Annotated in this window: 30 protein-coding genes; 16 read left to right on the top strand and 14 right to left on the bottom strand. The window is 33.6% G+C overall.

The genetic code is table 11. The features are described 5' to 3' along the window. Positions 1-453 carry an SRPBCC family protein gene (locus tag AC6EIY_RS08835; protein WP_498506558.1) on the top strand — a complete coding sequence of 151 codons (453 nt, stop codon included), beginning with the start codon at positions 1-3 and terminating at the stop codon, positions 451-453. Positions 454-455: 2 nt separating this feature from the next. Here AC6EIY_RS08835 and AC6EIY_RS08830 read toward each other — a convergent pair whose 3' ends face one another. From AC6EIY_RS08830 to AC6EIY_RS08815, 4 genes are all read right to left on the bottom strand, one after another. Next, positions 456-1,241: a uroporphyrinogen-III synthase gene (locus AC6EIY_RS08830; protein WP_498506557.1), complete on the bottom strand. Its 786-nt coding sequence runs from the start codon at positions 1,239-1,241 to the stop codon at positions 456-458. Between the two features lie 100 nt (positions 1,242-1,341). Beyond that, a complete protein-coding gene (locus tag AC6EIY_RS08825) occupies positions 1,342-2,976 on the bottom strand; it encodes a glycoside hydrolase family 3 N-terminal domain-containing protein (protein ID WP_498506556.1) in 1,635 nt (544 codons plus the stop codon). 17 nt (positions 2,977-2,993) lie between these two features. Then, complete coding sequence (rbfA, locus tag AC6EIY_RS08820; protein ID WP_498506555.1) at positions 2,994-3,377, bottom strand: 30S ribosome-binding factor RbfA; 384 nt, start codon at positions 3,375-3,377, stop codon at positions 2,994-2,996. A 2-nt stretch (positions 3,378-3,379) separates the two neighbouring features. Beyond that, on the bottom strand, positions 3,380-3,586 hold the full coding sequence (locus AC6EIY_RS08815) for a DUF751 family protein (RefSeq protein ID WP_498506554.1): 207 nt from the start codon (positions 3,584-3,586) through the stop codon (positions 3,380-3,382). 61 nt (positions 3,587-3,647) lie between these two features. On the opposite strand from AC6EIY_RS08815, the gene AC6EIY_RS08810 reads away from it, so the two are divergent. Beyond that, complete coding sequence (locus AC6EIY_RS08810; protein ID WP_498506553.1) at positions 3,648-4,367, top strand: glutathione S-transferase family protein; 720 nt, start codon at positions 3,648-3,650, stop codon at positions 4,365-4,367. On the opposite strand, the gene AC6EIY_RS08805 is transcribed toward AC6EIY_RS08810, so the two are convergent. Beyond that, positions 4,354-5,061: a DUF6816 family protein gene (locus AC6EIY_RS08805; protein ID WP_498506552.1), complete on the bottom strand. Its 708-nt coding sequence runs from the start codon at positions 5,059-5,061 to the stop codon at positions 4,354-4,356. The two genes, AC6EIY_RS08810 and AC6EIY_RS08805, sit on opposite strands and share 14 nt — an antisense overlap. A gap of 22 nt (positions 5,062-5,083) precedes the next feature. Here AC6EIY_RS08805 and AC6EIY_RS08800 point away from each other — a divergent pair, with 22 nt between their 5' ends. Beyond that, positions 5,084-5,347 (top strand): CRR7 family NDH-1 assembly protein, encoded by a 264-nt coding sequence (locus tag AC6EIY_RS08800; protein WP_498506551.1) that lies wholly within the window; start codon positions 5,084-5,086, stop codon positions 5,345-5,347. Here AC6EIY_RS08800 and AC6EIY_RS08795 read toward each other — a convergent pair. Next, complete coding sequence (locus AC6EIY_RS08795) at positions 5,301-5,897, bottom strand: shikimate kinase (protein WP_498506550.1); 597 nt, start codon at positions 5,895-5,897, stop codon at positions 5,301-5,303. The two genes, AC6EIY_RS08800 and AC6EIY_RS08795, sit on opposite strands and share 47 nt — an antisense overlap. Positions 5,898-5,949: 52 nt before the next feature. On the opposite strand from AC6EIY_RS08795, the gene AC6EIY_RS08790 reads away from it, so the two are divergent. The 7 genes from AC6EIY_RS08790 (at position 5,950) to AC6EIY_RS08760 (ending at position 10,815) form a co-directional block, all read left to right on the top strand. Continuing rightward, complete coding sequence (locus AC6EIY_RS08790) at positions 5,950-6,876, top strand: 6-pyruvoyl trahydropterin synthase family protein (protein ID WP_498506549.1); 927 nt, start codon at positions 5,950-5,952, stop codon at positions 6,874-6,876. Further along, positions 6,877-7,554, top strand: a complete 678-nt coding sequence (locus tag AC6EIY_RS08785; RefSeq protein WP_498506548.1) for a RibD family protein — start codon at positions 6,877-6,879, stop codon at positions 7,552-7,554. A 22-nt stretch (positions 7,555-7,576) separates the two neighbouring features. Beyond that, the gene (locus AC6EIY_RS08780; protein WP_498508195.1) at positions 7,577-8,758 is read left to right on the top strand and encodes a GNAT family N-acetyltransferase; all 1,182 of its coding nucleotides are present in this window, start codon (positions 7,577-7,579) and stop codon (positions 8,756-8,758) included. A 31-nt stretch (positions 8,759-8,789) separates the two neighbouring features. After that, positions 8,790-9,056, top strand: a complete 267-nt coding sequence (locus AC6EIY_RS08775) for a hypothetical protein (RefSeq protein ID WP_498506547.1) — start codon at positions 8,790-8,792, stop codon at positions 9,054-9,056. Between the two features lie 76 nt (positions 9,057-9,132). Next, positions 9,133-9,534, top strand: a complete 402-nt coding sequence (locus tag AC6EIY_RS08770) for a DUF4346 domain-containing protein (protein WP_498506546.1) — start codon at positions 9,133-9,135, stop codon at positions 9,532-9,534. A 62-nt stretch (positions 9,535-9,596) separates the two neighbouring features. Continuing rightward, positions 9,597-9,689, top strand: a complete 93-nt coding sequence (gene petL / locus AC6EIY_RS08765; protein ID WP_011294102.1) for a cytochrome b6-f complex subunit PetL — start codon at positions 9,597-9,599, stop codon at positions 9,687-9,689. A gap of 184 nt (positions 9,690-9,873) precedes the next feature. Next, entirely contained in the window at positions 9,874-10,815 is a 942-nt protein-coding gene (locus tag AC6EIY_RS08760) for a vitamin K epoxide reductase family protein (protein ID WP_498506545.1), read from the top strand. Here the strand turns inward: AC6EIY_RS08760 and nadB are convergent. After that, the gene (gene nadB, locus AC6EIY_RS08755) at positions 10,802-12,502 is read right to left on the bottom strand and encodes an L-aspartate oxidase (protein ID WP_498506544.1); all 1,701 of its coding nucleotides are present in this window, start codon (positions 12,500-12,502) and stop codon (positions 10,802-10,804) included. The two genes, AC6EIY_RS08760 and nadB, sit on opposite strands and share 14 nt — an antisense overlap. Positions 12,503-12,515: 13 nt before the next feature. Continuing rightward, positions 12,516-13,154: a DUF3120 domain-containing protein gene (locus AC6EIY_RS08750; protein ID WP_498506543.1), complete on the bottom strand. Its 639-nt coding sequence runs from the start codon at positions 13,152-13,154 to the stop codon at positions 12,516-12,518. 411 nt (positions 13,155-13,565) lie between these two features. Between AC6EIY_RS08750 and AC6EIY_RS08745 the strand changes: the two genes are divergently transcribed. The 5 genes from AC6EIY_RS08745 (at position 13,566) to AC6EIY_RS08725 (ending at position 18,818) form a co-directional block, all read left to right on the top strand. Next, positions 13,566-14,915: a TIGR03279 family radical SAM protein gene (locus AC6EIY_RS08745; protein WP_498506542.1), complete on the top strand. Its 1,350-nt coding sequence runs from the start codon at positions 13,566-13,568 to the stop codon at positions 14,913-14,915. 37 nt (positions 14,916-14,952) lie between these two features. Continuing rightward, positions 14,953-16,530, top strand: coding sequence for a TolC family protein (locus AC6EIY_RS08740; RefSeq protein WP_498506541.1), 1,578 nt, complete (start codon positions 14,953-14,955; stop codon positions 16,528-16,530). A 17-nt stretch (positions 16,531-16,547) separates the two neighbouring features. Continuing rightward, positions 16,548-17,366, top strand: a complete 819-nt coding sequence (locus tag AC6EIY_RS08735; protein ID WP_498506540.1) for an inositol monophosphatase family protein — start codon at positions 16,548-16,550, stop codon at positions 17,364-17,366. A gap of 151 nt (positions 17,367-17,517) precedes the next feature. Further along, positions 17,518-18,426 carry a YihY/virulence factor BrkB family protein gene (locus tag AC6EIY_RS08730; protein WP_498506539.1) on the top strand — a complete coding sequence of 303 codons (909 nt, stop codon included), beginning with the start codon at positions 17,518-17,520 and terminating at the stop codon, positions 18,424-18,426. A gap of 62 nt (positions 18,427-18,488) precedes the next feature. Continuing rightward, complete coding sequence (locus AC6EIY_RS08725; protein ID WP_498506538.1) at positions 18,489-18,818, top strand: hypothetical protein; 330 nt, start codon at positions 18,489-18,491, stop codon at positions 18,816-18,818. 2 nt (positions 18,819-18,820) lie between these two features. Here AC6EIY_RS08725 and xseB read toward each other — a convergent pair whose 3' ends face one another. The 5 genes from xseB to AC6EIY_RS08700 form a co-directional block, all read right to left on the bottom strand. Further along, entirely contained in the window at positions 18,821-19,072 is a 252-nt protein-coding gene (gene xseB / locus AC6EIY_RS08720; RefSeq protein ID WP_498506537.1) for an exodeoxyribonuclease VII small subunit, read from the bottom strand. Positions 19,073-19,134: 62 nt separating this feature from the next. Next, positions 19,135-20,295, bottom strand: coding sequence for an exodeoxyribonuclease VII large subunit (xseA, locus tag AC6EIY_RS08715; protein ID WP_498506536.1), 1,161 nt, complete (start codon positions 20,293-20,295; stop codon positions 19,135-19,137). A gap of 34 nt (positions 20,296-20,329) precedes the next feature. After that, complete coding sequence (locus tag AC6EIY_RS08710) at positions 20,330-20,476, bottom strand: CAB/ELIP/HLIP family chlorophyll-binding protein (RefSeq protein WP_011294091.1); 147 nt, start codon at positions 20,474-20,476, stop codon at positions 20,330-20,332. A gap of 82 nt (positions 20,477-20,558) precedes the next feature. Beyond that, positions 20,559-20,942 carry a DUF8663 family protein gene (locus tag AC6EIY_RS08705; RefSeq protein ID WP_498506535.1) on the bottom strand — a complete coding sequence of 128 codons (384 nt, stop codon included), beginning with the start codon at positions 20,940-20,942 and terminating at the stop codon, positions 20,559-20,561. Positions 20,943-20,996: 54 nt separating this feature from the next. Beyond that, a complete protein-coding gene (locus AC6EIY_RS08700; RefSeq protein ID WP_498461983.1) occupies positions 20,997-21,272 on the bottom strand; it encodes a DUF2973 domain-containing protein in 276 nt (91 codons plus the stop codon). 228 nt (positions 21,273-21,500) lie between these two features. On the opposite strand from AC6EIY_RS08700, the gene AC6EIY_RS08695 reads away from it, so the two are divergent. Continuing rightward, positions 21,501-22,679 (top strand): trypsin-like peptidase domain-containing protein, encoded by a 1,179-nt coding sequence (locus tag AC6EIY_RS08695; RefSeq protein WP_498506534.1) that lies wholly within the window; start codon positions 21,501-21,503, stop codon positions 22,677-22,679. 25 nt (positions 22,680-22,704) lie between these two features. On the opposite strand, the gene AC6EIY_RS08690 is transcribed toward AC6EIY_RS08695, so the two are convergent. Continuing rightward, positions 22,705-24,423: an ABC-F family ATP-binding cassette domain-containing protein gene (locus AC6EIY_RS08690; protein WP_498506533.1), complete on the bottom strand. Its 1,719-nt coding sequence runs from the start codon at positions 24,421-24,423 to the stop codon at positions 22,705-22,707. Positions 24,424-24,485 lie beyond the last annotated feature (62 nt).

Below are 24,485 nucleotides of genomic sequence, written 5' to 3'. Positions count from 1 at the left end.
ATGGGAAAGTGGCTTGATCACACAGTGATAAGTGAAATTCATGCTCCAGTTGAAATTGTCTGGAAGTTTTGGAGTGATTTAGATTCGATGCCTTTGTGGATGACTTGGATTGAATCGGTTAAGACAGTGGATGAAAAAACCTCGACACTTCCTGATTTAACAGAGTGGACACTTGCAGCTAATGGCTTTCGTTTTAAATGGAAAGCTCAAATCACTGAAAGAGTAGAAGCAGAGAAATTGGAATGGAAATCGGTTGGTGGTTTGCCTACCAAGGGTTCAGTACGTTTTTACAATGAAGAGAGTAATACAACTGTGGTTAAATTAAAAATATCTTATGAATTACCTCAAGTGTTAGCAAATCTAATGAAAGCAAATATTCTTAGAGGAATGGTTACAAAAGAATTACAAAAAAATCTTGATAGTTTCAAAGATCTTGTCGAAAAATCTGCATAAATTTAATTAAATTGTAGTTCCAAGCAAGCTTTTAATAAACCATCTAGATCATGTGGTGAAGCCTCGTTATCAGGTTCTCTAATAAGGTTTTTACAGCTAATAGTTGTTTGGGGGCCAATCGAAACAAGTTTAGTCCTTTCGATTAATGTCAACCAATTTTCACCAAAGTATTTTTTAAATAAGTTGACAGTATTTTTTACTGTTTTACCACTAGTAAAAGCAATAATATCTATTTCTCCACTATTCAAAGCCTCTATAGTCTTTTGAGGCATATCTTTAGGACAAGAAGATTCATAAGCAGCTACTTCAGTCACCTCTGCTCCTTTTAATTTAAAAGAATCAGATAATATTGATCTTCCTCCGGTTTGTACTCTCGGAATGAATAGTTTTAAACCTTTTTGATTTTGAGGGAAATATTCAACCAAGCTATCTGCGACAAAACTAGGAGGCACAAAACTAATCTTTGCATCAATATCTGATAACAAAGAAGCTGTTTTTTTACCGACAGCAGCAATTTGAATAGTCTTGGAAATTTTCGATAAAGATAATCCTATTACTTTCAGTCTATCTTCAACATTTCTAACACCATTTGCGCTAGAAAAAATAATCCAGTCAAAAGTAGCAATTTCCTTTAAAGCATCATCTAAAGGAGCCCAGTCGTCTGGAGGTCCAATCACTAATGAAGGAAGATCGAATACCTCAGCTCCATTTTCTTGAAAGATCTTACGAGCCTCTGAAGTCTGTTCTTGGGCACGAGTAATAATTATCTTCTTGTCAGTTAAAGCCATTTCTATGAGCTTCTTTCTAGGAAGTCTAAAGAATCACTATGCAATTATTTAAACATTTATAAGGCTTTTCTTGAGTACTAGATCATCTATTAAACAATTTTCAATCAGTAAATTTTTCACCTGATGTTTCATCAACTTCCTTTTGAACTGTTTTTGATTGCAAAATACGACTTAAAATTTGAGTTTGTGCTTCCTCTATTTGACTAGGACTATAAGCCAAAGGGGTCAATTCATGAATAGTTTTCTTTATTTTATCATACAAATATGGACATCCATATATAATAATTCCTGATAATCTTTCCTCAATTTCTAAATTTTTTATAGCGTCTATCCAATGATCATTATGATATTCTGATCCTACAAATGGTTTACCTCTTACAAAAAGCTGAATAAGGATTTTACTATTACGAAATTGCCCTAATTCTAAAAACCTTTTATTACTATCTTGCCATGGACTGATGCCTAGTGGATGTACAATTAAATTTCTAAAGCCTACTGCCTTAGGTAAATTTAATGCAGGCAAAAATTTATTAGATACTTGATCAAAATTATCAATTTGTATTAGATTAATATCATCAACTTTAGCCTTTATAGTACTTTTTCCTCTGACAAAAATTGATTTTGTTATTATAGAATTACTAAATCTATAAGCATTAACTAAAAATTTATTCTTAACATCCTCATGCCTTAATTCTTTTTCTCCTGAATCATTTTCATTCCCAATCAAATCAAGTTGTTTTTTTCTTCTTTCTCTAGATATATTTAACCTTTCTAAAGAAATTTTTTCTGAATAAAAAGCATCAGTTAGAGAATCAATTGCCTCATCAATATCTTTTGGCATCATAATCAAATCAATTCCTGCTTCAAAAGCCATAACTGCAGATATACCACTACTATATTTTTTTGATATTGCATTCATAACCAAGGCATCGCTGACAACTAAACCATCATATTTTAATTTAATACGTAACAGATCAGTAACCAATCTTTTTGAAAGTGTTGCAGGATAAATAGGATCAATTTTTGACAAAAGCAAATGCCCGATCATGATACTGTTGACTCCTTGATTGATTAAAGATCTAAAGGGAATTAACTCAAATTTCTCTAATTCAGATAAGTCATTCTGAATTTCTGGAAGATCCAAGTGAGAGTCAATTTCGGAATTGCCATGCCCAGGGAAATGTTTTGCGCAAGTAAGTATTTGTGTTTTAGAAACACCCCTATAAAAAGCACAAGTTAAACTTTTGACTGGTTCAGTTTCTTCTCCCCAAGCTCTTAGATTTATAACCGGGTTATTTGAATTGTTATTAATATCGCAGACTGGTGCTAATAGCCAATTTAAACCAATATATTTTGCTTCTTTACCAGTAAAATAGCCGATTTTCTCAGCAATAGAAATTGCTAAATTATGATCTTTTTTATAAATCTGAGCGATACCCATTGGAGGAATAAACTTTGTTCCTCCATAAAATCGTTGGCCAACACCTTCCTCAATGTCAGCACATAAGAGAAGAGGTTTGCCCGACCATTTTTTTAAAACATTGCAACGAATTTCTAATTCTTTTACAGTTCCTCCTAAAAAAATAACTCCACCAACACCTTCTTCTAAAAGTCTCTTAAGACTTGAATTAGATTTTTCTAAGTTGGGATATAAACGTTGCGAATCAAGATTATATCCACTTGCTCTTACTATAAATAATTCAGCAACTTGTCTTCTAAGATCAGATCTATTCATCAAAAATATTTATTACTCTATAACTCTTTACTTATATCTTTACTTTTACGTTCAAGTTCTAATGAATTGAGAAGATCTAAAACTGCCGGACCTTTTGTCATACCTTGATCAATCTTAAAAACAAGCTCAGGAGATCGTCTCATTTGAAGCCTTCTAGCAAGCTCAGCACGAATAAATCTCTTTGCTTCCTCTAAACCCACTAGCACCTCAGCTTTTTTTTTCTCTTCACCAAAAAGGCTTACAAAAATTTTTGCATGCTGTAAGTCACCTGAAACCTCAACAGAGGTAATGGTAACCATAGCTTGATGAATTCTTTCATCTCTAACTCCATTAACCAAAAGTTCACTAACTTCTCTTTTGAGTAAAGCTGCTAATTTTTCTACTCTTCTTGAATTGGCCATGTCTAAGTAATTGGTACAGGGAAAGCCATAGCCTTTAATAAAAAAATTATTGTCAGAAGTGCACTCACAAACGCACCAACAAGAGCAATCGCTGTGATCGGATTACGACCTCGTTTAATTAAGGGAGAAATCGCAGAAGTGAAAACCCCCAAAACTATTGTGATGAGATACTTAGGATATCTAGAAACATTAGAAAAAAACTCACCCATTTTTTCACCAACAAAAGACTGAATTAATAGCTACTCTGCTAACCATTTGTAGGAAATTAAAATGTTGGAACTTCATCAATTTAGGCACTCTCCTTATTGCTTGAAAGTAAGAATGGCTTTGGCTGCAAAAAAGCTTGAATATCGAACCGTTGAAATAACTCCAGCCATAGGTCAAATAGATATCTTTCAAAAAACAGGACAAAAAAAATTACCCGTGCTTTTTGATAAAGAAACAGCAATCCATGAATCAAGTTCAATAATACGATACTTAGAGAAAATTGAAACAGAACCAAAATTAATTCCAGAGAGTCTAAAAGAAGCTTCTCAGGCCCAGATTATTGAGAATTGGGCAGATACAACTTTGGCAAAATCTATAAAAATTGTCTTTTTGGAAGAGCTTGCGAAGAATCCGACATTGATTTCCTCTTTATTCGCCAACGAAATCTCGGATTCGATTCAAAAATTTCTTTTTAATATTCCTACAAAGATTGCTAATCAGATTTCTGGATTAATAAACCAGAAAGAGAAAGAATGTCTTAAACAAAATCTTCAATATTTATCAAATTTAATTGATCAAGAAAACTTTCTGATTGGGAAAAAGCTTTCTGTTGCTGATATTTCTGTAGCATCACACCTATCACTTCTAAAATTCCCAAGTTCATCTGGAGAAATTCTAAAAGGCAAAGGCTGTTCTTTATATATAAACGATCCAAGTCTTCAAAATCTTTTTAACTGGAGAGACTTAATTGAAGATCATTTACCAACAACTAATCATGATTAGTCTTTCTAAGTATTAATTTAGATTTCTCTGTTTTAATCGGCAAAGAAATAATATTTTGTCCAGGTTGGTTGTAAATTGCCTGAAATTGTTCTCCACAGATATTAAAATCACTTGTAGTTATCTCATTGTTTTTGTTAGATACACATTTTTTAAACTCAGTTAATGTCTCTACCTGGCTAACCCTGCTAAGTTCTGGTGTATGCAAAATTTGTAAAATCAATTCATCAGTAATAAAAATATTTTTATCTATTTTTTCTTGAAGCCTTCCTATGATCTTTGTCTCTAAATACCTATCTTCAGTTAATTTGGCAAACTGGCGATTAGGTGATTTAGGATCATTCTTTACTGATAAAAAACCACCAATCTTTGTGCTCAATGCATAAGATTTAGTGTTGTATTCACGGTCAGCAATTACATTACCCGAGTTATTTTGAATGAATTTAGCTGAGTGAACAACAGGTTCTTGATTCTTATCACTTACTATCTCACTAGTAACATCCCATACCCCTTCAAACCAAGCAGGGTAAATTAAATCATCTTTTAATCTTGGGCGCTTAATAGAAGAAGGGAAGCGCCAATCAGGCCAAATTAATTTACGTTCAGAAAGCTTATATGATTGAAAATTATTTTTCTCCAGAATAGTTTCAGCATGAGTAGAACCTGTGTAAGTAAAAAGAATTACAATAGAAATCAAAAAAAAGAAGAATTTCAGTCTCATGTCTGATCCGCTAATAAGAGAAATGGATAATTATGTAGTTTTGGTTCCAGGCGAAAGTGAGCAAATCCTGGATAAAGAAGAAACTCTTTTATGGATTCAATCTTGGTTAAATAAATTCGATTCATTACCATTAGATCTTGCATGTAAGTATTCCATAGCAGAAGCTGCTCAACATTTGCTTGATACAGCTTGCGACCTTGAAATCAAAACAGGTTTTACAATTCAGTGGTATGCCGTTCGGCTTGATTCTCCGGGTCAATAAGAATGCTTGGCAAATGTTCAGCAATCATAGTTGCGACCTCATACGAAGATTGATCCTCAACTTCTATTCTCAAATCTGATTCTAAATATATTGGTTTTCTGGATTCATAAATCTGAATAAAATTTTTTGCCAAATCATTCCCAGTTAGTAATGGGCGTTTCTTTTTATCATTTTCTAATCTTTTTAGTGAACGTTTTAAATCAAGATCTAACCAAATAACTATTCCTTGATGAAGAATGCCCCAGTTTTCAGGAAATGTAACTAAACCACCTCCAGTAGCAATTACAAGAGAATGATGTTGACTAATTTCTTTTAAAACTTTTTTTTCAACATCCCTAAAGACTTTCTCTCCATCTTTTTCAAAAATAGATGAAATAGACTGCTTAGAAGCTTTTTCTATAACATCATCAGTATCAACAAAAGCATAATTGATCATTTTGGCTAGAGCTGGTCCCGTTTCACTTTTGCCAGAGCCCATCATTCCTATTAAAAATATATTTCGACCACCTAACTTTTCTTTAAGAGTTTTAGGGGGTGATTTGAAGGACATAAAGACAGAAGTAACTAAAAGTTATTAGGATGTGTTTTGATGTGAAAAATTTATGGAATCAATCACATCTAATTTTCCCCATGGAGAGGGGAGAAGCTGTGTAATTACAAGACGTGCATGCTTTAGCGCAAGCCACCTATATAGGCTTCCTGAATTATCTGATGATGATAATTCAGCTTTGTTTGGACCATGCTCAATAGCTCCTGGCCACGGACACAATTACGAGTTAATCGTAACCATGGAAGGGGATCTTAATAAATATGGCATGGTCTTAAACCTTTCTGATGTAAAACATGCCATAAAAAAAGAGGTAACAAGTCAGCTTGACTTTCGTTTTTTAAATGACACATGGCCAGAGTTTGACCTTTCTAAACCCGAAGGTTGCCTTCCCACAACTGAAAGTTTAGTTCGTATTATATGGAAGCGCCTTCAATCTCACTTACCACTAAAATCTCTTCGTCTTTACGAAAACCCAAAACTTTGGGCTGATTATCAAGGAAATGCTATGGATGCTTATTTAACAGTTCAAACACACTTTTCAGCTGCTCATCGCTTAGCCAGAGAAGATCTACCTCAAACCGAAAACGAAAAAATTTTCGGAAAATGTGCTAGGCCTAATGGACATGGTCACAATTATTTAGTGGATATAACTGTCAAAGGAAAGATTAATCCTAGAACCGGAATGATATGTGATTTATCTGCATTAAATAGTTTAATTAATGATTTGGTTGTAGAGCCCTTTGATCATACCTTTTTAAATAAAGATATTCCTTATTTTGCGAATTGTGTTCCTACAGCTGAAAATATTGCATTGCATATTTCAGATAAATTAACAAATCCAATCAATGCGATTGGGGCAAATTTGTATAAAATAAAACTGCAAGAGAGTCCTAATAATGCAGCTGAGGTTTATGCAAAGGTACCTGAATCAAAGATCGATACTAAAGACTCAAAGAATCAGATTGGTTTGTTGAGATAGTTGAAAAATAATTGGGTTAAATTAGTTTTAGCTTCTAGTATTGATGGCCGAATAGCATATCCTGAGGGAGGGAAAACACAATTAGGTCAGTCTGGTGATCGTTTGGTTTTAGAAGAATCACTTGCTTGGTCAGATGGGATTTTAATGGGAGGGCAAACTCTTAGAGATCATCAATCAATTTGTGTCATTAAAAATAAAAACTTATTAAAGCAAAGAACTTCAGAAGGTAAGAATGAACAGCCAATTGCTCTTATAGCTAGCAATCAAATAGATTTTCCAGCTAATTGGCTTTTTTTTAAACAACCACTTCAAAAATGGTTAATCCAAAAGCGAGATAAGAAAAATGAGATTATGCTTCCTAATGGATTCAATAAAAAAATAAATTTAAAACTCACATGGCGTGATTGTCTTGATGATTTATATCAAAAAGGAATTGCGAAAATTGTATTACTAGGAGGGGCAAATCTTATTTCAGCTTTTCTTTTAGAGGATCTAATAGATGAATTACAAATTACTATTACTCCTGATCTTTTAGGAGGGAGATACTGCTGGGTTTCATCTGACTTAAGAAACTTAAATACAATCATGAATAAAAAAAATAACTGGATTCTAAAAGAGAGTAAAAAGCTTGGTAATAATGAATTACTTATCAGATATTTTAGAAATAATTTATCTTGAATATAGATTTAATATAAAAGAAATGAATAATATCAAAATTAAATGGCATGCATCAATCCAAGAAATTCCTAAAATTGTCTGGAATAATTTCTTAAAAGAAAATTCAAGTCCTTTTTATAAGTGGGATTGGTTAAATGCATTAGAAAAATCAAAAAGTGTTAGTACAAAATATGGATGGCAACCATTATTTCTCTCTGCATGGAGTGAAAATAATTTAATTGCATGTGCACCTCTATATCTTAAATCTCATAGTTATGGAGAATTTATTTTTGATAATCCCTTTGTTCAATTAGCTCAAGACATGGGACTCAAATATTATCCAAAACTAATAGGAATGAGTCCATTAAGTCCAATAGAGGGTTATCGCTTTCTTTTTGCAGAAGGAGTTGATAATATAGATCTCACAAATATATTAATCTCTGAAATAGATAGATTTGCCAAACAAAATAACATTTTAAGTTGTAATTTTTTATATGTAGACCCTAAATGGATGAAAATAGCTGAATCTCTAAATTGCGCTAAATGGATCAATCAACAAAGTTTATTAAAATTGAATGACGAAAATAGTTTTTCTGATTTTTTAAAAAAGTTTAATTCTAATCAACGTAGAAATATTAAGAGAGAAAGAGAAAGCATAAAAAAATGTGGAGTAAAAGTTGAGCCTCTTAGTGGATCACAAATAAATGAAATAAATTTAAAAAAAATGCATTATTTTTATGAGCTTCATTGTTCAAGATGGGGAGTATGGGGGAGTAAATACCTCACTGAATCATTTTTCACTGAACTTACATCAACAGATCTCAAAGAAAATATTGTTTTATTTGAAGCAAAAAAAGTAGGAATTGATAAAACTATTGGAATGTCATTATGTGTAAAAAACGAAAATATGCTTTGGGGTAGATATTGGGGTTCAGAAGAAAATATAGAAAATTTACATTTTGAAGTTTGTTACTACTCCCCAATTGAGTGGGCCATAGCAAATCAAATCAAATATTTTGATCCTGGAGCGGGCGGGAGTCACAAAAAACGAAGAGGTTTTATTTCTAAACCCAATGCAAGTCTTCATAGATGGTACAACTCACCTATGGATTCATTAATTAGAGAATGGCTTCCAAAAGCCAATAAATTAATGATTGATCAAATAAACGCTACAAACAATGAAGTACCTTTTAAGTTTGAAGAGCCAAAGCTATCAAATACATAGTAACTTCAGACAAATTACAGACTTAATCTTAATGACAGACAACAATTTACTAGATTCTCCTGATACAGATAAATCGCTTTCCTCCGAGAAAGATAAAGTTGAGCCTAATGAAGACAAACCTTTCTTTGCTAAAGGGATTTTTAGTTACAAAGATAAAGGTACTAAAGGTGTTATTACTCTCTTTGGCTACGAACTAACAGCACCAGCAGGACTAAAAAATCCAGGCGTTGTTTATTTATCTTTTATTTTTGTAAATCTAATTATATTTTTAATCTTAAAAAGCTTTATTTCAGGATAAATTTTTGAAGGAAAAGCTAAAAATTTAATAATAAAAGATTACTTCTTTATCTTTTTTTAATTTGCAAATCAAAGAAATGAAAAATCCAGATCTTCAAGAAGACTTAATCAACTCAATAAAGCTATTAGACGATAAATTATCCAAGCGACAAATAAAGCTTGACCCAAATGGTTATTTCTTAATAAAAATTGAACCAAAAACAAATGAGTTAATACTTGAACATTATTTAAATGATATTGATCAAAAAGGCCGGGCTATTGATCCAGAGTCAGGTGAGACAATTGAATGTAAAACAAAAAGTAGAAATCAACCGAGCAATATTTATAGAGGAAAGAGTGCCAAGCAGTTAGGTATTCAAATCTCCGAGGGTCATGGTCCATTCCCCATCAGTCATTTAGATCATGCCATTTACATTGGTCGTGAATTACAACGAGCAGAGCAATGCCTGATAAATGGGAAACAATATATTCAAGATTAAAATTAATAAATTCAAAAGATAAGGCACTGATGTTCTAATATTAGTTGAGAAATTCAAATCAAATGGGAATTCTATTTTACTTAGTTTTTGTTGGTGCAGGTCTTTCCGCAGCATTCTTGATTCAAAAAGCCCTCAAAGCTATTAAATTAATCTGAATCAATAAATCCCTCTTATTAGTACTTGAAAATTAAAGCAGTTTATATTTAATACCCAGTCAAATTTTTAAATGGTTTTAAAAATATAAAGAACATTCAAAAAGATTTAGATTATTCAGCCTTTAAATGAATTACTCTTTAAAATAAATAAATAAATAACCTTATCTATTCATAATCAACCTGCATGGGATCCTCAAGATTAAAAAGTCGACGACGCCAAGATTTGGGTTCAAAGTGGGCTAGAGTCAGCATAGCCATATTATCAACCGTAGGAGTTATTGATACAGGATCAATAACATTGAACAAATGGGGATTAATAGGAAATTTAAACTGTCCAGGTGGATTAGGGGGGTGCGATAAAGTTTTAAATAGCCCTTGGGGAAATTTGTTTCAAGCAAATAATTATTCTATTCCATTATCTTTAATGGGTTTAATCAGTTATTTTTTAATATTATTAATGGCAATATTTCCATTAATGCCGATTCTAAAAAATCAAAAAAATATTATCTCAAAAATTGCATGGTGGGGATCTTTTTACATATCTACATCGACTTTTATTTTTAGTTTAATCTTAATATCAATTATGATATTTAAAATTAAAGCTTTCTGTTTTTTCTGTCTTCTTTCTTGTCTTATATCAGTTTCACTTCTATTATTAAACGTGCTGGGAGGCGGATGGGAAGATTATGGAAAGTTATTTTTCAGGGGTTTTATTATGTCAGTAGCAGTTCTTTTAGCAGGCCTAGTTTGGTCATCATCAGTTGATCCATCTACCCAGGAAGTATCAAATAATTTCCAAGGTACCCCACCTGCGGTAATCGCGAAAAGTTCTCCTGAAAAAATAAAACTCGCTGAACATCTTACAAAAGAAGGAGCAGTGATGTACAACGCATATTGGTGTCCACATTGTCATGATCAAAAAGAAATGTTTGGGAAAGAAGCTTCGGAAAAATTAAATTTAGTTGAATGTGCAAAAGATGGTTTCAATAACCAAAGAGAACTTTGCGAGGCTAAAGGTATAACAGGTTTTCCTTCTTGGGAAATTAATGGCTCAATTGATTCAGGAGTGAAAAGCCTTAAAGAATTAGCCGAACTAAGTAATTACAAGAACACTAAAGATTTTTAGATATAACATTAATCTCGCTAACCGGTCTTGTATGAATATTCTTTCCTTTTACTTGACGGGTATGACATTTCCAAAAAGGAACTGAATTAGGGTAATCATCTCTAAAATGCCCTCCTCTACTCTCTTTACGAAATAAGCAAGCCTCCAACATAAGCGAGCTAGACTTTTGTCGATTACTTAAATCGAGAAGCAAGTTAAGATCTCTCCTAGAAATTTCATCAAATACATAAATTTCATCTTTTGACTGCGAAAAAACTGAATTTAATAAAGGCTCGTTTAAGAGATTTTCATGATCCCGTTTAACTTTTGAAAGAGCGGCAAACATTCCTTTTTGCGATCGATCCACTCCAGCTTCTCGCCAACATAATTGTCTGAGTTTTTCGATTTCTTTTGTTAAATATTTAGTTCCATCATTTCTGGAAAAGCGAAGATTTTCTTTCTTAAAGCTTGCATTACTTATTGATATAACTGGAGTTTCAAAATCATTTAATTCGATATTTCTCATTTGATTTGCAAAAACCAAACATTCCATTAATGAATTGCTTGCAAGTCTATTTGCACCATGAAGTCCTGTACAAGCCACTTCACCTATCGCAAAAAGTCCTTTAATATTAGTTTGTGCCTTCAAGTTTGTAGCGACACCGCCCATCCAATAATGAGCAGATGGAGCAACGGGAATTACTGCTTTTAAAGGCTCCAGGCCAAGTTCTCTACACCTTTGAAAAATAGAAGGAAAGCGTGCTTCTATATCCTCAACATCAATAGATTGCACATCGAGACCAATGTGATCAACTTTTTGCTTTTGCATAGCTTTAAACAATGCCCTGCTGACTTGATCCCTTGATGCAAGATCTTTTCCTTCAAGATGGTCGACAGGGCTCTTCCCGAATGAGTCCACTAAAACCGCACCCTCTCCCCTTAATGCCTCTGAAATTAAAAACGAAGGCGCATCATTCAATTTCAGAGCAGTGGGATGAAACTGAAAAAATTCGAGATCTTCTATTAGAGCTCCAGCCCTCCACGCCAAAGCAATACCCTCACCTGCTGCTTGAGTTGGATTTGTTGTATTAGCAAATAAATGGCCACCGCCACCAGTAGCTAAAACAACTGCCTTTGATTTGATCCAACGTAAAGCTGGTCCATCTAAAACTTGTACCCCTAAACACCTTCCCTTCTCAACCCAAATCTGAGTAACTCTTATTCCTCTTTGATGCAAAACATTCTCTTTTTGTTCAACTTGCTCATTAAGGACATCAACCAATGCCTTTCCAGTTCTATCTTTGACATGAAGTACTCTTCTATGAGTGTGAGCAGCCTCAAGAGTTGTAGATAATTTTCCCGAGGTTCTATCAAATTCCATGCCTAGTTTCAAAAGTCTATCTACTAACCTCGGAGCACTTTCAACAAACATTTGAACTGCTTCAGGATCACAAAGACCTGCCCCGGCTTTCATTGTGTCCAATGCATGAACATCCACGCTATCTTCAATTCGAGTAACAGCAGCCATTCCGCCTTGTGCCCATCTACTTGAAGAGCGTTTACTAGTATTGCGATTTAACAGTAAGGTTTTCAAATTTGATGGCAATTCAAGAGAAGACATTAAACCCGCAGCGCCTGCTCCAATAACAATCACATCCCAATTAGTTGAGTAAATATCATTTTTATTAAATCCAGTATTTAAGTTCATAAAGTATTAATTTTCAGATCAATCCACTCAATTGAGGCTGAATTAATGTAGTTGCAAAAAATAATCCATCAACCCATAAGGTTGTTGTCAAAGCCGCACTAGATACAAGCCAAGCATCGGAAGATAATTGCTCACTTTTTGATTTTTGATTCATCCAATTTGCAATCAAAATTATTAAAAGTGCTGCGACTAAAATTGCAAATAGAGAAAAAGGTTCCAATAATTGTTCCGCCGTGAAACTCAACATTTTGGAGGCTTCTGAAAAAGGTGCGTCAACAACTTCGGGCCAAGCCTTCATGACACCTGTCAAAACAATCATCACATCTGTAAAAGCAGTGCCTAGTAATGATGCCAAATAGAAACTAGCTCCTATTTCCCATCGAGTCTTTAAAAGACTTATTGCTATTGGCAAAGCTATTGATTCAACAGGTAAATGCCACACAGGATGAGCTCTTAACCACCCCCAAAAGAGACATCCTCCTAACCAGCTCCAACTCACACCAACCATTAACGAACCTACAGAGGACCATCTATTACTACAAAATTTGAGTAAATAAAATCCAAGAAAAAATATGAGGAAACTAAATAAAAAAGCTGAAAAAGGAAACACATGAACCCATGGAGCCTGAACAAAAACAGGCAGGACAACCATTGTGCTAGCCCAAAACTGCAATGTCCTTGACTTTGAGAGATAGGGCGTTTCTTTATTTATGGGCTTAGTGGGTTTGTTTGAGTAAATCAGAATTAATAAAACTGAGTTGGTTTTCAGCTCAACCTTCTATGAATTTAGCTTCAAGTCGATACCCAAACCAAAATGTCTTCAGAATACAAATTAGAAAGTTAAAAGAAAAATTCAGAAAACCATTTTTTATTTTAATGATCTCAATGCTTTTCAAGGCCACTTTTCTTAATCATTAGAAAAAGAGATGATTCAAAAAAGTTTCTAGAGTACTTTTTGTTAAAAATTTACTTATATTAAAAATAAATTAATTTTCAAGATCAATTAATTTTTTTCACACTACCCGAAAACTATAAAAGTGATTTCTCTTGTTTAGGAGCATAAATGAACACAGTAATGGTAAATAAAAACAAAATAAAACCTGCTGTTGTTTCCTCTGTCGAGGAGGGTTCAATAGGAGAGGAGCTTGGATTTGAAGCGGGAGATCAACTAATTAGTATTAATGGTGTAAAACCAAGAGACCTTATTGATTACAAATTTCTCATCGCCGAAGAAAATGTTCAACTAAAAATATTAGATGACAAGGGAATAACACATACAATTGATATTGAAAAAGATTATGACGATGGGTTAGGACTTGCTTTTACTGAGGCTTTATTTGATGGATTAAAACAATGTAATAACCAATGTCCATTTTGTTTTATTGACCAACAGCCTTTAGGGAAAAGGAAAAGCCTATACCTTAAAGATGATGACTACAGGCTAAGTTTTTTGTATGGCTCTTACTTAACACTTACAAATCTTTCCGAGCAAGACTGGTTAAGAATTGATCAACAAAGACTTACTCCTTTGTTTGTCTCAGTGCATGCAACAGAACCTTCTTTAAGGTCGAAATTACTTAGGAATCCTAAAGCTATTGAACTTTTAGATCAGTTGGCTTGGTTCTCAGAAAAGAGAATACAAATTCATGCTCAAATTGTTGTTTGCCCTGAATTAAATGACGGGAAAGCTCTAACAAAAACCATTAATGATCTATTTAGTTTTGCACAAGGAGATTTTCCGGTAGTCCTTTCGGCAGCAATAGTTCCAGTTGGGTTAACAAGATTTCGACCAAGTAATGATGGGCTAATACCTGTGAATTCTGATTGTGCAACAAAAGTCATCAATCAAATTGAGCCAATGCAAAAGCAATTTTACAAATCAACGGGCTCCCGTTTTGCCTGGTTATCTGATGAATGGTATTTAATAGCGAAGAAACCCTTACCTAAGCTCAATTCTTATGAAGATTTACCTCAAAAAGAGAATGGAGTAGGAAGTATTCGCAGTTTTCTTAAAGCAATGGATGAAGCGACAAGAAATCTTCCCATAAAAATTCATGAAAAGAGAACATGCAGCTGGGTTGTTGGCAAACTAGTTGAAAATGAATTACGGAAATCTTGTAAAAGACTCAATAAAATAAATAATTTCACACTGCATCTTTACGGAATTCCAAGTCCCTATTGGGGTCAAGAACAAATAGTGACAGGACTTCTAACTGGTCTAGATCTGTTAAAAGGCCTGCAAGGAAAAGAATTAGGTGATGAATTACTTCTGCCGTCAGTCATGCTAAAGCAAGGGGAAAAAATCTTTCTTGATGACATGACTCTTCAAGAGCTCTCTTCGTCACTTAATGTATCTATAAGAATTGTCCATGATGCAGACGACATCGTGAACAAAGCACTTTGTAAAGCATAATTGCTTTATTGAATCCATCTCAGTTTTTCTTATAACTATGAGGAGAGTGAAGAGAAAATTCCTAATCTTTGCCGGTTTATTTATATCTGGGATAAATCCTTTATGGGCAACAAGTTCGCAAAAAATAGTTTCTAAGATAAGGTTTCAAGAAGAATTAAGTAAAAATCAAAGCCAAAAAATACAAGGTTTATTACATGAATTAAATTCACCTGAAGATCTTTTTAGGCCCTCTAGACCACGTGAAGTATTAGTAAAAACCTATAAAAATGTAAATCTCAATCAGTTAGAAACTATTCTCATAAATAATAATCGAACTATAAAAGTTTACTTAGAAAAAGTTGATCAAGCAAAATCAATATTAAAAAGTTCGTTGTCCTCCTGGTACCCAACATTAAGCCTAACAGCGAATGGCCTTCCCCAATACTTTTCCTCTAATAATTACAATGAGTCAAATTTAATAAAAGACACCACTAGTAAACAATGGAGCTCATCTATTAATGCGCAAATTAAATGGGATTTAATTAATCCTGCAAGAGTTCCCGAAATAGCCTCGGCCAGAGATAGTTTTGAAAAGTCAAAATACACCTACTCTATAATTCTAAGAGATTTAAAATTAGAAGCTAAAAAGCGCTACTTTAATCTTCAAAAGACAAATGAAGAAATAAAAGTTGCAAAGAAATCTATTGAATCATCTACACTTGGATTAAGAGATGCAGAGATTAGATTTGAATCTGGTATTGGTACAAAATTAGAAGTTCTGGAAGCTAAAACACAATTAGCCAGAGATCAACAATTATTAAACATTAAATCAGGAGACCAAAAAATTGGTCAAAGATCTCTTGCTGAAATACTTAATTTTCCAGAGGATGTCACACCTTTGATTGGTTCAAAAACCCAAGTATTAGGTGTATGGGACTTATCATTAGAGGATAGTATTATTGCAGCTTATGATGCACGTGAAGAACTTGATAGTATCCTTTTAGATATTTCAATCAACAATAGCAATGCCAACGCTGCTTTAGCTGCTGGCCAACCAAAATTAAGCTTAGTAAATACATTTACCTCTTCATTTGCAAAAGGTGAGTTAAATCAAGTTTCTCCCAACACTAGTAATAAATCATCTAATCTTTCGAATACCATTGGGCTCAATGCTACATGGTTTATTTTTGATGGTGGTAATTCAAAATCTTTATACAAATACAATAAAAGCAAAGCTAAAGAAGCAAAGCTAAATTTTGCTTTACAAAGAGCTCAAATCAGAAAAGAAGTTGAAGAAGTTTTCTTCAAATTAGAATCAGCCAAACTAAATATATCTGCTTCTTATGTAGAAGTTTTATCTGCAAGAGAGTCTCTAAGACTTGCCAAGCTTAGGTACAAATCAGGTATTACGACACAGCGCGAAGTTGTAAATAACCAAAGAGATTTAACCGATTCCGAGGTTCGTTATATTATTTCTGTAACTAGCTATAACACTTTATTAGCTGATTTAAGTAGGCAAACTGGTTTAGATAACATCAAACCATGTGATATCAAAGTCAATCAAGAAAATTATAGAGATTTAGACAATAAATCAAATCTCTACGAATCGAACTTAATTCCTTTATGTCAGCTATAGCTTTTAACTGAATAACAATGACTCAAAACCCAATATCTAAACCTCTGAGCAATGCTCAACTAATTTCAATTCATCAACTGGTTGATGAGGTGGGAATACGCCAGCTTCAAGATTTTGGTCAAATCAACTCTGACATAAAACCCGATGGAACACTGATTACAGAGTGTGATAGGTGGAGTGATAAAACAATAGTTCAAGGTCTAGCAAAAATTGCTCCAGGTGAGGGCGTCCTTAGTGAAGAAGGCAAGAAGTCAATTCCTAGTTCAAATGAATATTGGGTAGTTGATCCACTTGATGGCACAACTAATTTTGCAGCAGGCATACCATACTGGGCAATATCCATAGCGCGTTTCACCAATGGGGAACCTGAGACTGCTTTTCTTGACATACCAGCTCTAAAAAAAAGAATTTTTGCCATAAGAGGGAAAGGAGTTTGGCTCAATAAAAAACAACTGAAGCAAGAGTCTCGTTTCAAAAAAAATAGTGACTGCATTTCTCTTTGTAGCCGCTCCATTAAAGTTTTACAAATGAAACCAGAACAGTCTTTCCCAGGGAAAATCAGATTACTGGGAGTTTCAAGTTTAAATATGACTAGTGTTGCTGTAGGTCAAACAATTGCTGCTTTGGAGGCAACACCAAAAATCTGGGATATTGCGGCTGCGTGGTTAATTCTCGAGGAACTTAATTGTCTAATCAATTGGTTGGAAACCAATCCAAAAGATATTAGCTCTGGTACAGATCTTACTTCTGTGAATTTCCCATTACTAACAGCATCATCTAAAGATCAATTGAGCAAGATGCTCCCCTGGGCTACAGCATTAATTCAAGATAGTTAATGCAATGCAACCTTTTTATATTTCAATCAGTAATAAAATATCTACCACTAAAACAATTTATGATTTTAAATCTACCGATTCAACCAAGAAAAATCTCCTCCCTACCAGGTAGCGTAATAGTAAACATAAACTCTCTAAAACCAAAGTGGTCTTGAACTACAGTCAAAAAACAAGATGGTTTTTTAGTAGCCTCTGGAAAGCTTATGAAAGATGGTCTAAATGTGATTGTGTCGATTTAAGCGCAGCATTTGCTTACTACACTCTGCAGTCATTTTTTCCAATATTACTGATATCTCTATCAGTTGCTTCATGGTTTTTAGGAAAACAGCAAGGCTTAGATCAACAAATTATTGCTTTGGCTGCTCAAGTTTTACCTCCATCAGTTGTTGGTCTAGTTGATTCAACTTTAGTAAAATTAGTTAATCAAGGATTTGGCGCTGGAATACTTGGCGCAATGTTCTTAATGATCACTGCAGGCAATGCGTATCTAACATTACAAAGAGGAGCAGATAGATTATGGGAGGACGTTCTACCAGTTAAATCAAAACCTGATCCACTCAAAATTCAAGCATTTAGATTTATCCGAAACCGAATAGAAGCTTTTTTTGTGGTTCTCTTGGTCGGTTTTTTAATGGTGATAGATCAAATCAGTGCAAATATTCGGATGATCCCTGGCGCCGTTTTGGAAGAATTAGCGAACACAACACCTTGGATTGAAAATGCGATGTCAAAAATACCGGTTCTTCAAGTGGGGCAATTTATGCTCCCTTTAATAGGTTTTTCAACTATGGCTTTACTTTTGCAGGGCTTACTTCCTAGTAGAAGAGTACCTTTGAAACCACTAATACCAGGAGCTTTCATGATTGGAACCTTGCTAACTATTTTAAATTTAGCGGTTAGCAGAAGTATCCTCTCTTTGGGGTCAAGGTTTCAAGCTTATGGATTCATCGGAGGAGTCTTAGTATTGACTCTTTGGGTTTGGATGGTAGGTGTCATTATTTATTTTGGTCAGTGTTGGAGCGTTGTAATTGCAAGCATGCGTCGCAATCGATACGTTTAAACATCAATTAAACAAGCATCAAAATTTAAATTACAATAAACAAGCAGATATCTTAAATACTCATGAACAAGCCATCTTCATTAATTTGGATGGTATGTATTTTACTTCTCATTTTTCCTACACCAGCTGGGAAATTCATTATTGATTTAGCCGGTGGAATATTCATTTTGATTACATTAATACCACTAATATTAGGAGGGTTAGGATGGTTTTCTTGGAAAAGAATCCAATCAAAAATACAAAAATGTGATTCTTGTGGTTCAAGCTTTTTAAATAATCAAAATATTTGTCCAATATGTGGGGCAAATATTAATAATAGAAAGGATATTCTCGAAAACATACCAGCAAGTGCGGCAACAATTGATATTAAATCGGAAGATATGAGTTTATAAAATTAGTCTAGTTTTATAAACGCAGAGTTAATTTCAGTAATCTCTTGTTCAACAACTTCCAGAAGTTCCTCACAATGTTTAAGAAGTAAGTGACCTTTGACATAATTAATCTGAATTTTGTCTAGTGAAATATTTTCATCCTGTATATTTGTTAAAATGGATTCCAATTCAGAGAGAGATTCTTCATAACTTAATTTATTAATATCTTTTTTAAAAGCTTCTATAGTTTTAATGCTGGCAACTTTTTTTGACATTGATGATTTTTTAGTACCCACATCTTCACATTAAATAGAATAAAGAGGTATTATTCAGTAATTTATATTTTACTATAATTGATACTATCAACCTCTGCAGTGATTTCCCCATCCAAAAATTTAACCACGAGCTTATCTTTTGCCTTCACACTTTGTACACTATAAATCGAATTACCTTCCTCATCATTAATTAAAGCAAAACCTCTTTTCAGCCATTTATCCGGGGACAATGCTTCGAGAAGCTGATATATATAATTTAGTTTTCCTCTTTGATTTTTTATTAATAGCTGAGGTGAATGAGATAGAAAAAAAGATTTTTTTGTATTTAAAAAATTCTTTTTGTTCTGAAAACAAATTTTAAAATAATTATTGAGTGTTTTCTTATTGTGCAAAAATTTGTTTTTTTCAATTTCTCTTGAGGGTAAGAGATCAACAATTGCAGCAGTTGGAGTAGCAGATCTATGGTCTGAAACAAGATCAGAAACTGTTAGATCATCTTCGTGGCCTATCCCTGTAATTACAGGTATGGAAAATTGTGCAATCTCTCTAGCAATAATTTCAGAATCAAACAAGATTAAATCTTCTCTATTACCTCCTCCTCTAGCAATAACTATCGCATCTAAAGCTAATTTATTTTTCCTCAATTTACTCAAAATTGTCTTTAGTTCAGATTCATTATTACCTTGAACTGGAATAGGAATTATATACAGTTTTGTCAAAGGCCATCTTTCCTTAGCAGTTCTAAGCATATCGGCCAATGCAGAGCTTGGAACACTTGTAAGAATTCCAATAGAATTTGGATATTTTGGTAATTTTCTTTTTAATAAATCATCTATCAGACCTTCTTTAATAAGCTTGGATTTAACTATTTCGAACTTCTTGAAAACAGTAGAAATACTTGCTCGAATATCAAAAACTTGTACAGATAATCTTGCTTGGGATTCCCAAAAATTTAATTTTCCAACAATAACAACTCCATCGTCCTCCTTGGGTAGAAATTTTAAAGACTTGATTGTTGATGACCATGCAACTGCATCCACGCTTGCCTTTCCATCAGTCAAAGTCAACCATAAATGACCTTTTTTTATTTGAGATTTAGAAACAGTGGCGTGAAGTATAAATTTCGGTGCAAACCCTCTAGATAATAATAAACCAATAGATTCATTTAGCTCTTCAACACTATATGTAGGTAGAGATTCTTTGTGTATTTTAAAATTAGTCAAACTATGAAAAATAAAAAACTAAGAATTAGTTTTTTCAGCCAATTCCCATCTGAGTTAAAATTCCCTGTCCAGTTAACAACTCTGTCGTCAATCCTATTAATATTCCCATCATAGCCAATCGGCCATTCCATATTTCCGCAAAGTTGACAAAACCATAACGAGGCTCGAAGTTATCTTTCATTTGTAAATCAAATTCAAACTAATAATACTAAAGAAATGCTCCAAATGAGAAAACAAAAAACTTAACTATTGAAATTAATAACCTATCGAACATGTTTGGATCCATCAACTGGATGATAGTCCTCGCCGGTTAGTTCCTCATAAATAATTGCTGGCAATCCAGTTTCAAACATTGTTTGAAGAGCTTCTTTCAAATAAGGATTCCATCCACCTGTACTAACTTCGCCATGGCGTACGGTCCAATCCCATGTTCCTTGTAAATCTCTGGGCATTCTTCCTTCTCTGTCCCTTCTAGCAACCAAATCAAGTGATTCCACCAATCCAACTTGAATAGGATCTTTACCATAAGCAGGGGTGAGACTTAGCTCAAGCCTAACAGGATCTTCCTTTAATAATCTGAGACGAAACCGAGGAGGTAACTTCATATTTTTCAAAACTGCAGCGACTATGCGGGTTCGTTGTTCCAAAATTAAAACCTCGTTGATAACTATTTTATGTCAAACCAAAAAATCTAATGAAAATTATTCAGAAGGCTTTTCAGATGATTGTGGATGATCAGTGTCCTTTGAAAAACGAACTGTGAGCAAATCTTCATCAGTGATGCAGCCATCTTCATTTAACAGCTCAGGATGCACAGTAACCAAACCTGTTCTATCGTCACGTCTTTTTTGTGAAAATGAATTTTGAGTATTTAATGATTGACCTGAGAAAAACCCGTTCAGCATTATTCTTGCCGCTACAATCAACAAAATAAAAACTGAAAGGCCATAAAGAAAAGGTAAGAAATTGCTCAACATTTGCAAAATGAGAAATCAAAAAACTGAATAAATCATTAAAACTGAGTCTTGAACTCAATTTAGTTTCATAGACTTTCCCAGAATAAAGCTATTAAGATTCTAAAGGAAATAAAGTTTGAATAGCAGTTCTTTAGTAAAAATCTATGGTAATCAAATTAGGGGGGCTTTGAAATTCTAAATTGGCTATCATGAGTCTTCGAGTTAAAAACTAATCCCTTCCTAAAGATCATGCATGGATTAGATACAACGAGACTTTTAATAGGATACCTGAAATTAGAAAAGCAAAAATATTTCAAAATTCTTGTCCTATTTGTACTTATTGTTTGTAATTTACGATTGAATACTCCTGTCTATTCTCGTGAAACTTTACAAGTAACCCCACAAAATCTAAATAAACTATCTTTCGTCTCAAAAGCATTAGACCTCATTGGAAATGCAGTCGTCACTATAGAAACAGAACGCAAAGTGTTGACTTCTAATGAAATGTTTTTACCACAAGGAATTTTAAATGATCAATATTTTGAACGTTTCTTTGGTCTAAGAGGACTTCAAATTCCTCGATCTAGAATTGAAAGAGGTCAAGGTAGTGGAGTAATTTTTTCTGAAGAAGGTCTTGTCTTGACGAATGCACACGTAATAGAAAAAACTGACCAACTCATAGTTGGTTTATCAGATGGACGACGAGTGATTGGTAAAGTCGTTGGGGAAGATTCTTTGACGGATCTTGCAGTTATTAAACTTGAGGCAGAGGGTCCATGGCCGACTGCTCAATTGGGTAATTCTGATAATCTAAAAGTTGGTGATTGGGCAATTGCAGTTGGGAATCCTTTTGGACTTGAAAATACCGTAACCCTTGGAATAATTAGTAATCTAAATAGAGATGTTGCACAGCTTGGGATATCCGATAAAAGAATAGATCTGATACAAACTGATGCAGCCATTAATCCCGGTAATTCTGGAGGTCCCTTATTGAATTCTTTGGGAGAAGTAATTGGCATAAATACGCTTGTTCGCTCAGGGCCAGGAGCAGGGTTAGGTTTTGCAATCCCAATAAATAGAGCGAGAAAAATCGCGCAAGATTTAATCACTAGTGGAAGAGCTGAGCATCCTATTATCGGAGTATCACTTTCAAGCAATATCAGGCAAAAAAGTAATTTTCTTTCCCAAAGAGAAAGTGGAGCAATTATTAAATATTTGATGCCAAATGGTCCTGCTGAAAAAGGAGGATTAAAAGTTAATGATCTAATAATCTCGATTAATAATGAAGAAATTTCAACTCCCGCAGATGTCGTAAAAAAAATCAATCAGAGTAATTTAAAATCAACTTTAGAAATTAAAATACTTAGAAAAAATAGAGAGTCCATAAAATATATCAAACCAATTGATATTTTTGATCTGAAAACATAAAATCCAAAAGTATTTTTAAGAATAATTATTTCTTTTTAATCTGTTTTTTCTTTCTCTGTTTTTCTCGATTAGCCAATCTTTTTCTCTCACGTTCTGCAAGTTTTAATTCTTTTTCTTTTTCCTTTTTTTCCTCAATTTTTTTCTCTTTAAAATATTGATAATCCCCTTCATATTTAATTAATTGACCATCTCTTATTTCAACAATTTTATTTGCAACTTTGGAAATAAAATATCGATCATGAGAAACTATTAATGCACTACCATTATAGTTGGATAATGCTTGCTCCAGCATTTGCTTCGAAGGTATATCTAAATGGTTTGTAGGTTCGTCAAGAATAAGCAAATTTGATGGCTTTATAATCATTAATGCCAAAGCTAGCCTTGCTTTCTCGCCTCCACTTATTTGGCTTACCTCCTTGAAAACTGAATCATTAATTAAGCCAAAGCTACCTAATAATGATCTAACCTCTGTTTGAGTCCAGTTAGGTACGGATTGTGAAATTGTATCAATTACCGTCATTTCTAGTTCAAGAGCTTCAGCCTGGTTCTGTTCAAAGTAACTGGGAATAATATTATATTTACCTATTGAAATAGATCCTTCTTCAGGTTCCTCCAAACCCATAATTAGTCGTAGCAAAGTAGATTTTCCAGAACCATTTGGTCCTATAAATGCTATTCTTTCACCTGGCTGTACCTCTAAAAAAGCTTCCAAAAATAAAATATTTTCATCATAACTATGCGTTAAATCTTTAATACTTAATATATCCTTTCCCGACCTTGGTGCGTCCATAAATTTAAAATTAGGTCCTTTCAATCTCTTCTCAGGAGCTTCAATCTTTTGAACTTTATCTAATAACTTTTCTCTACTTTTAGCTTGTGTACTTCTAGTAGCACTTGCTCGAAATCTTTCAATATATTCCTTTTGAACTTGCAGATCCTTCTGCTGTTTCTCATATGCAATTTTTGTTGCTTCCAATTCAAAATCTCTCTGTTGCAGATATGATGAATAGTTTCCAAGATAACTTTTAGATCGACCTCGCTCTGTATTCACAATTCTTGTGCAAACTTTATCTAAAAAAGATCTATCATGGCTAACAATTACCATGGCAACTTTCTGATTAAGTAAATATGTTTCTAACCATTCAATAGTTTCTAGATCTAAGTGATTAGTCGGTTCATCCAATAACAATAAATCAGGACTTTGCAAGAGAATCTTTCCTAAAGCTATTCTCATCTGCCAGCCACCAGAAAAATCTCCTACTAATCTGTCTCCATCGTTTTGGTTAAAACCAATAGTTGGTAATAGTTTTTCAACTTTAGATTCTAAATCGTACCCATTTATTGATTCAAATTTGCTTTGAATAAAGCTTAATTCTTTAATTAATGAATCAAGATAATCTGAATCTTTAGCGGCTAATTCAGATTCCATATTATTTTGAATTAGTTTTTGACCATGAAGTAAATCGGATGCTTCTTTAAATGCCTCAAACAACTCTTCTCTAACAGTTCTTGCAAAATCAACATCAAATTCCTGTTTTAAATATGCAATCGATGGATCCCCTTCAGTAATCAACGATCCATCTGATGCCTCTTCTAAGCCAGCAATAATTTTTAATTGCGTAGATTTACCTGCTCCGTTAACTCCGACTAAACCGATTCTTTCTCCATTTCTTATTTCCCAACTGACATCTTTCAAGACTTGTCCAGTTGGATATATCTTACTAATCTTTTCAAGTCGCAACACTACAACAAAACCTCAAGTGAATTACCTTTAATCATTTAGCTTTAAAAGATTCCGACTGATTT

The organism is Prochlorococcus sp. MIT2304 (assembly GCF_059772405.1).
This window is presented reverse-complemented; position numbering and strand designations above follow the sequence as displayed.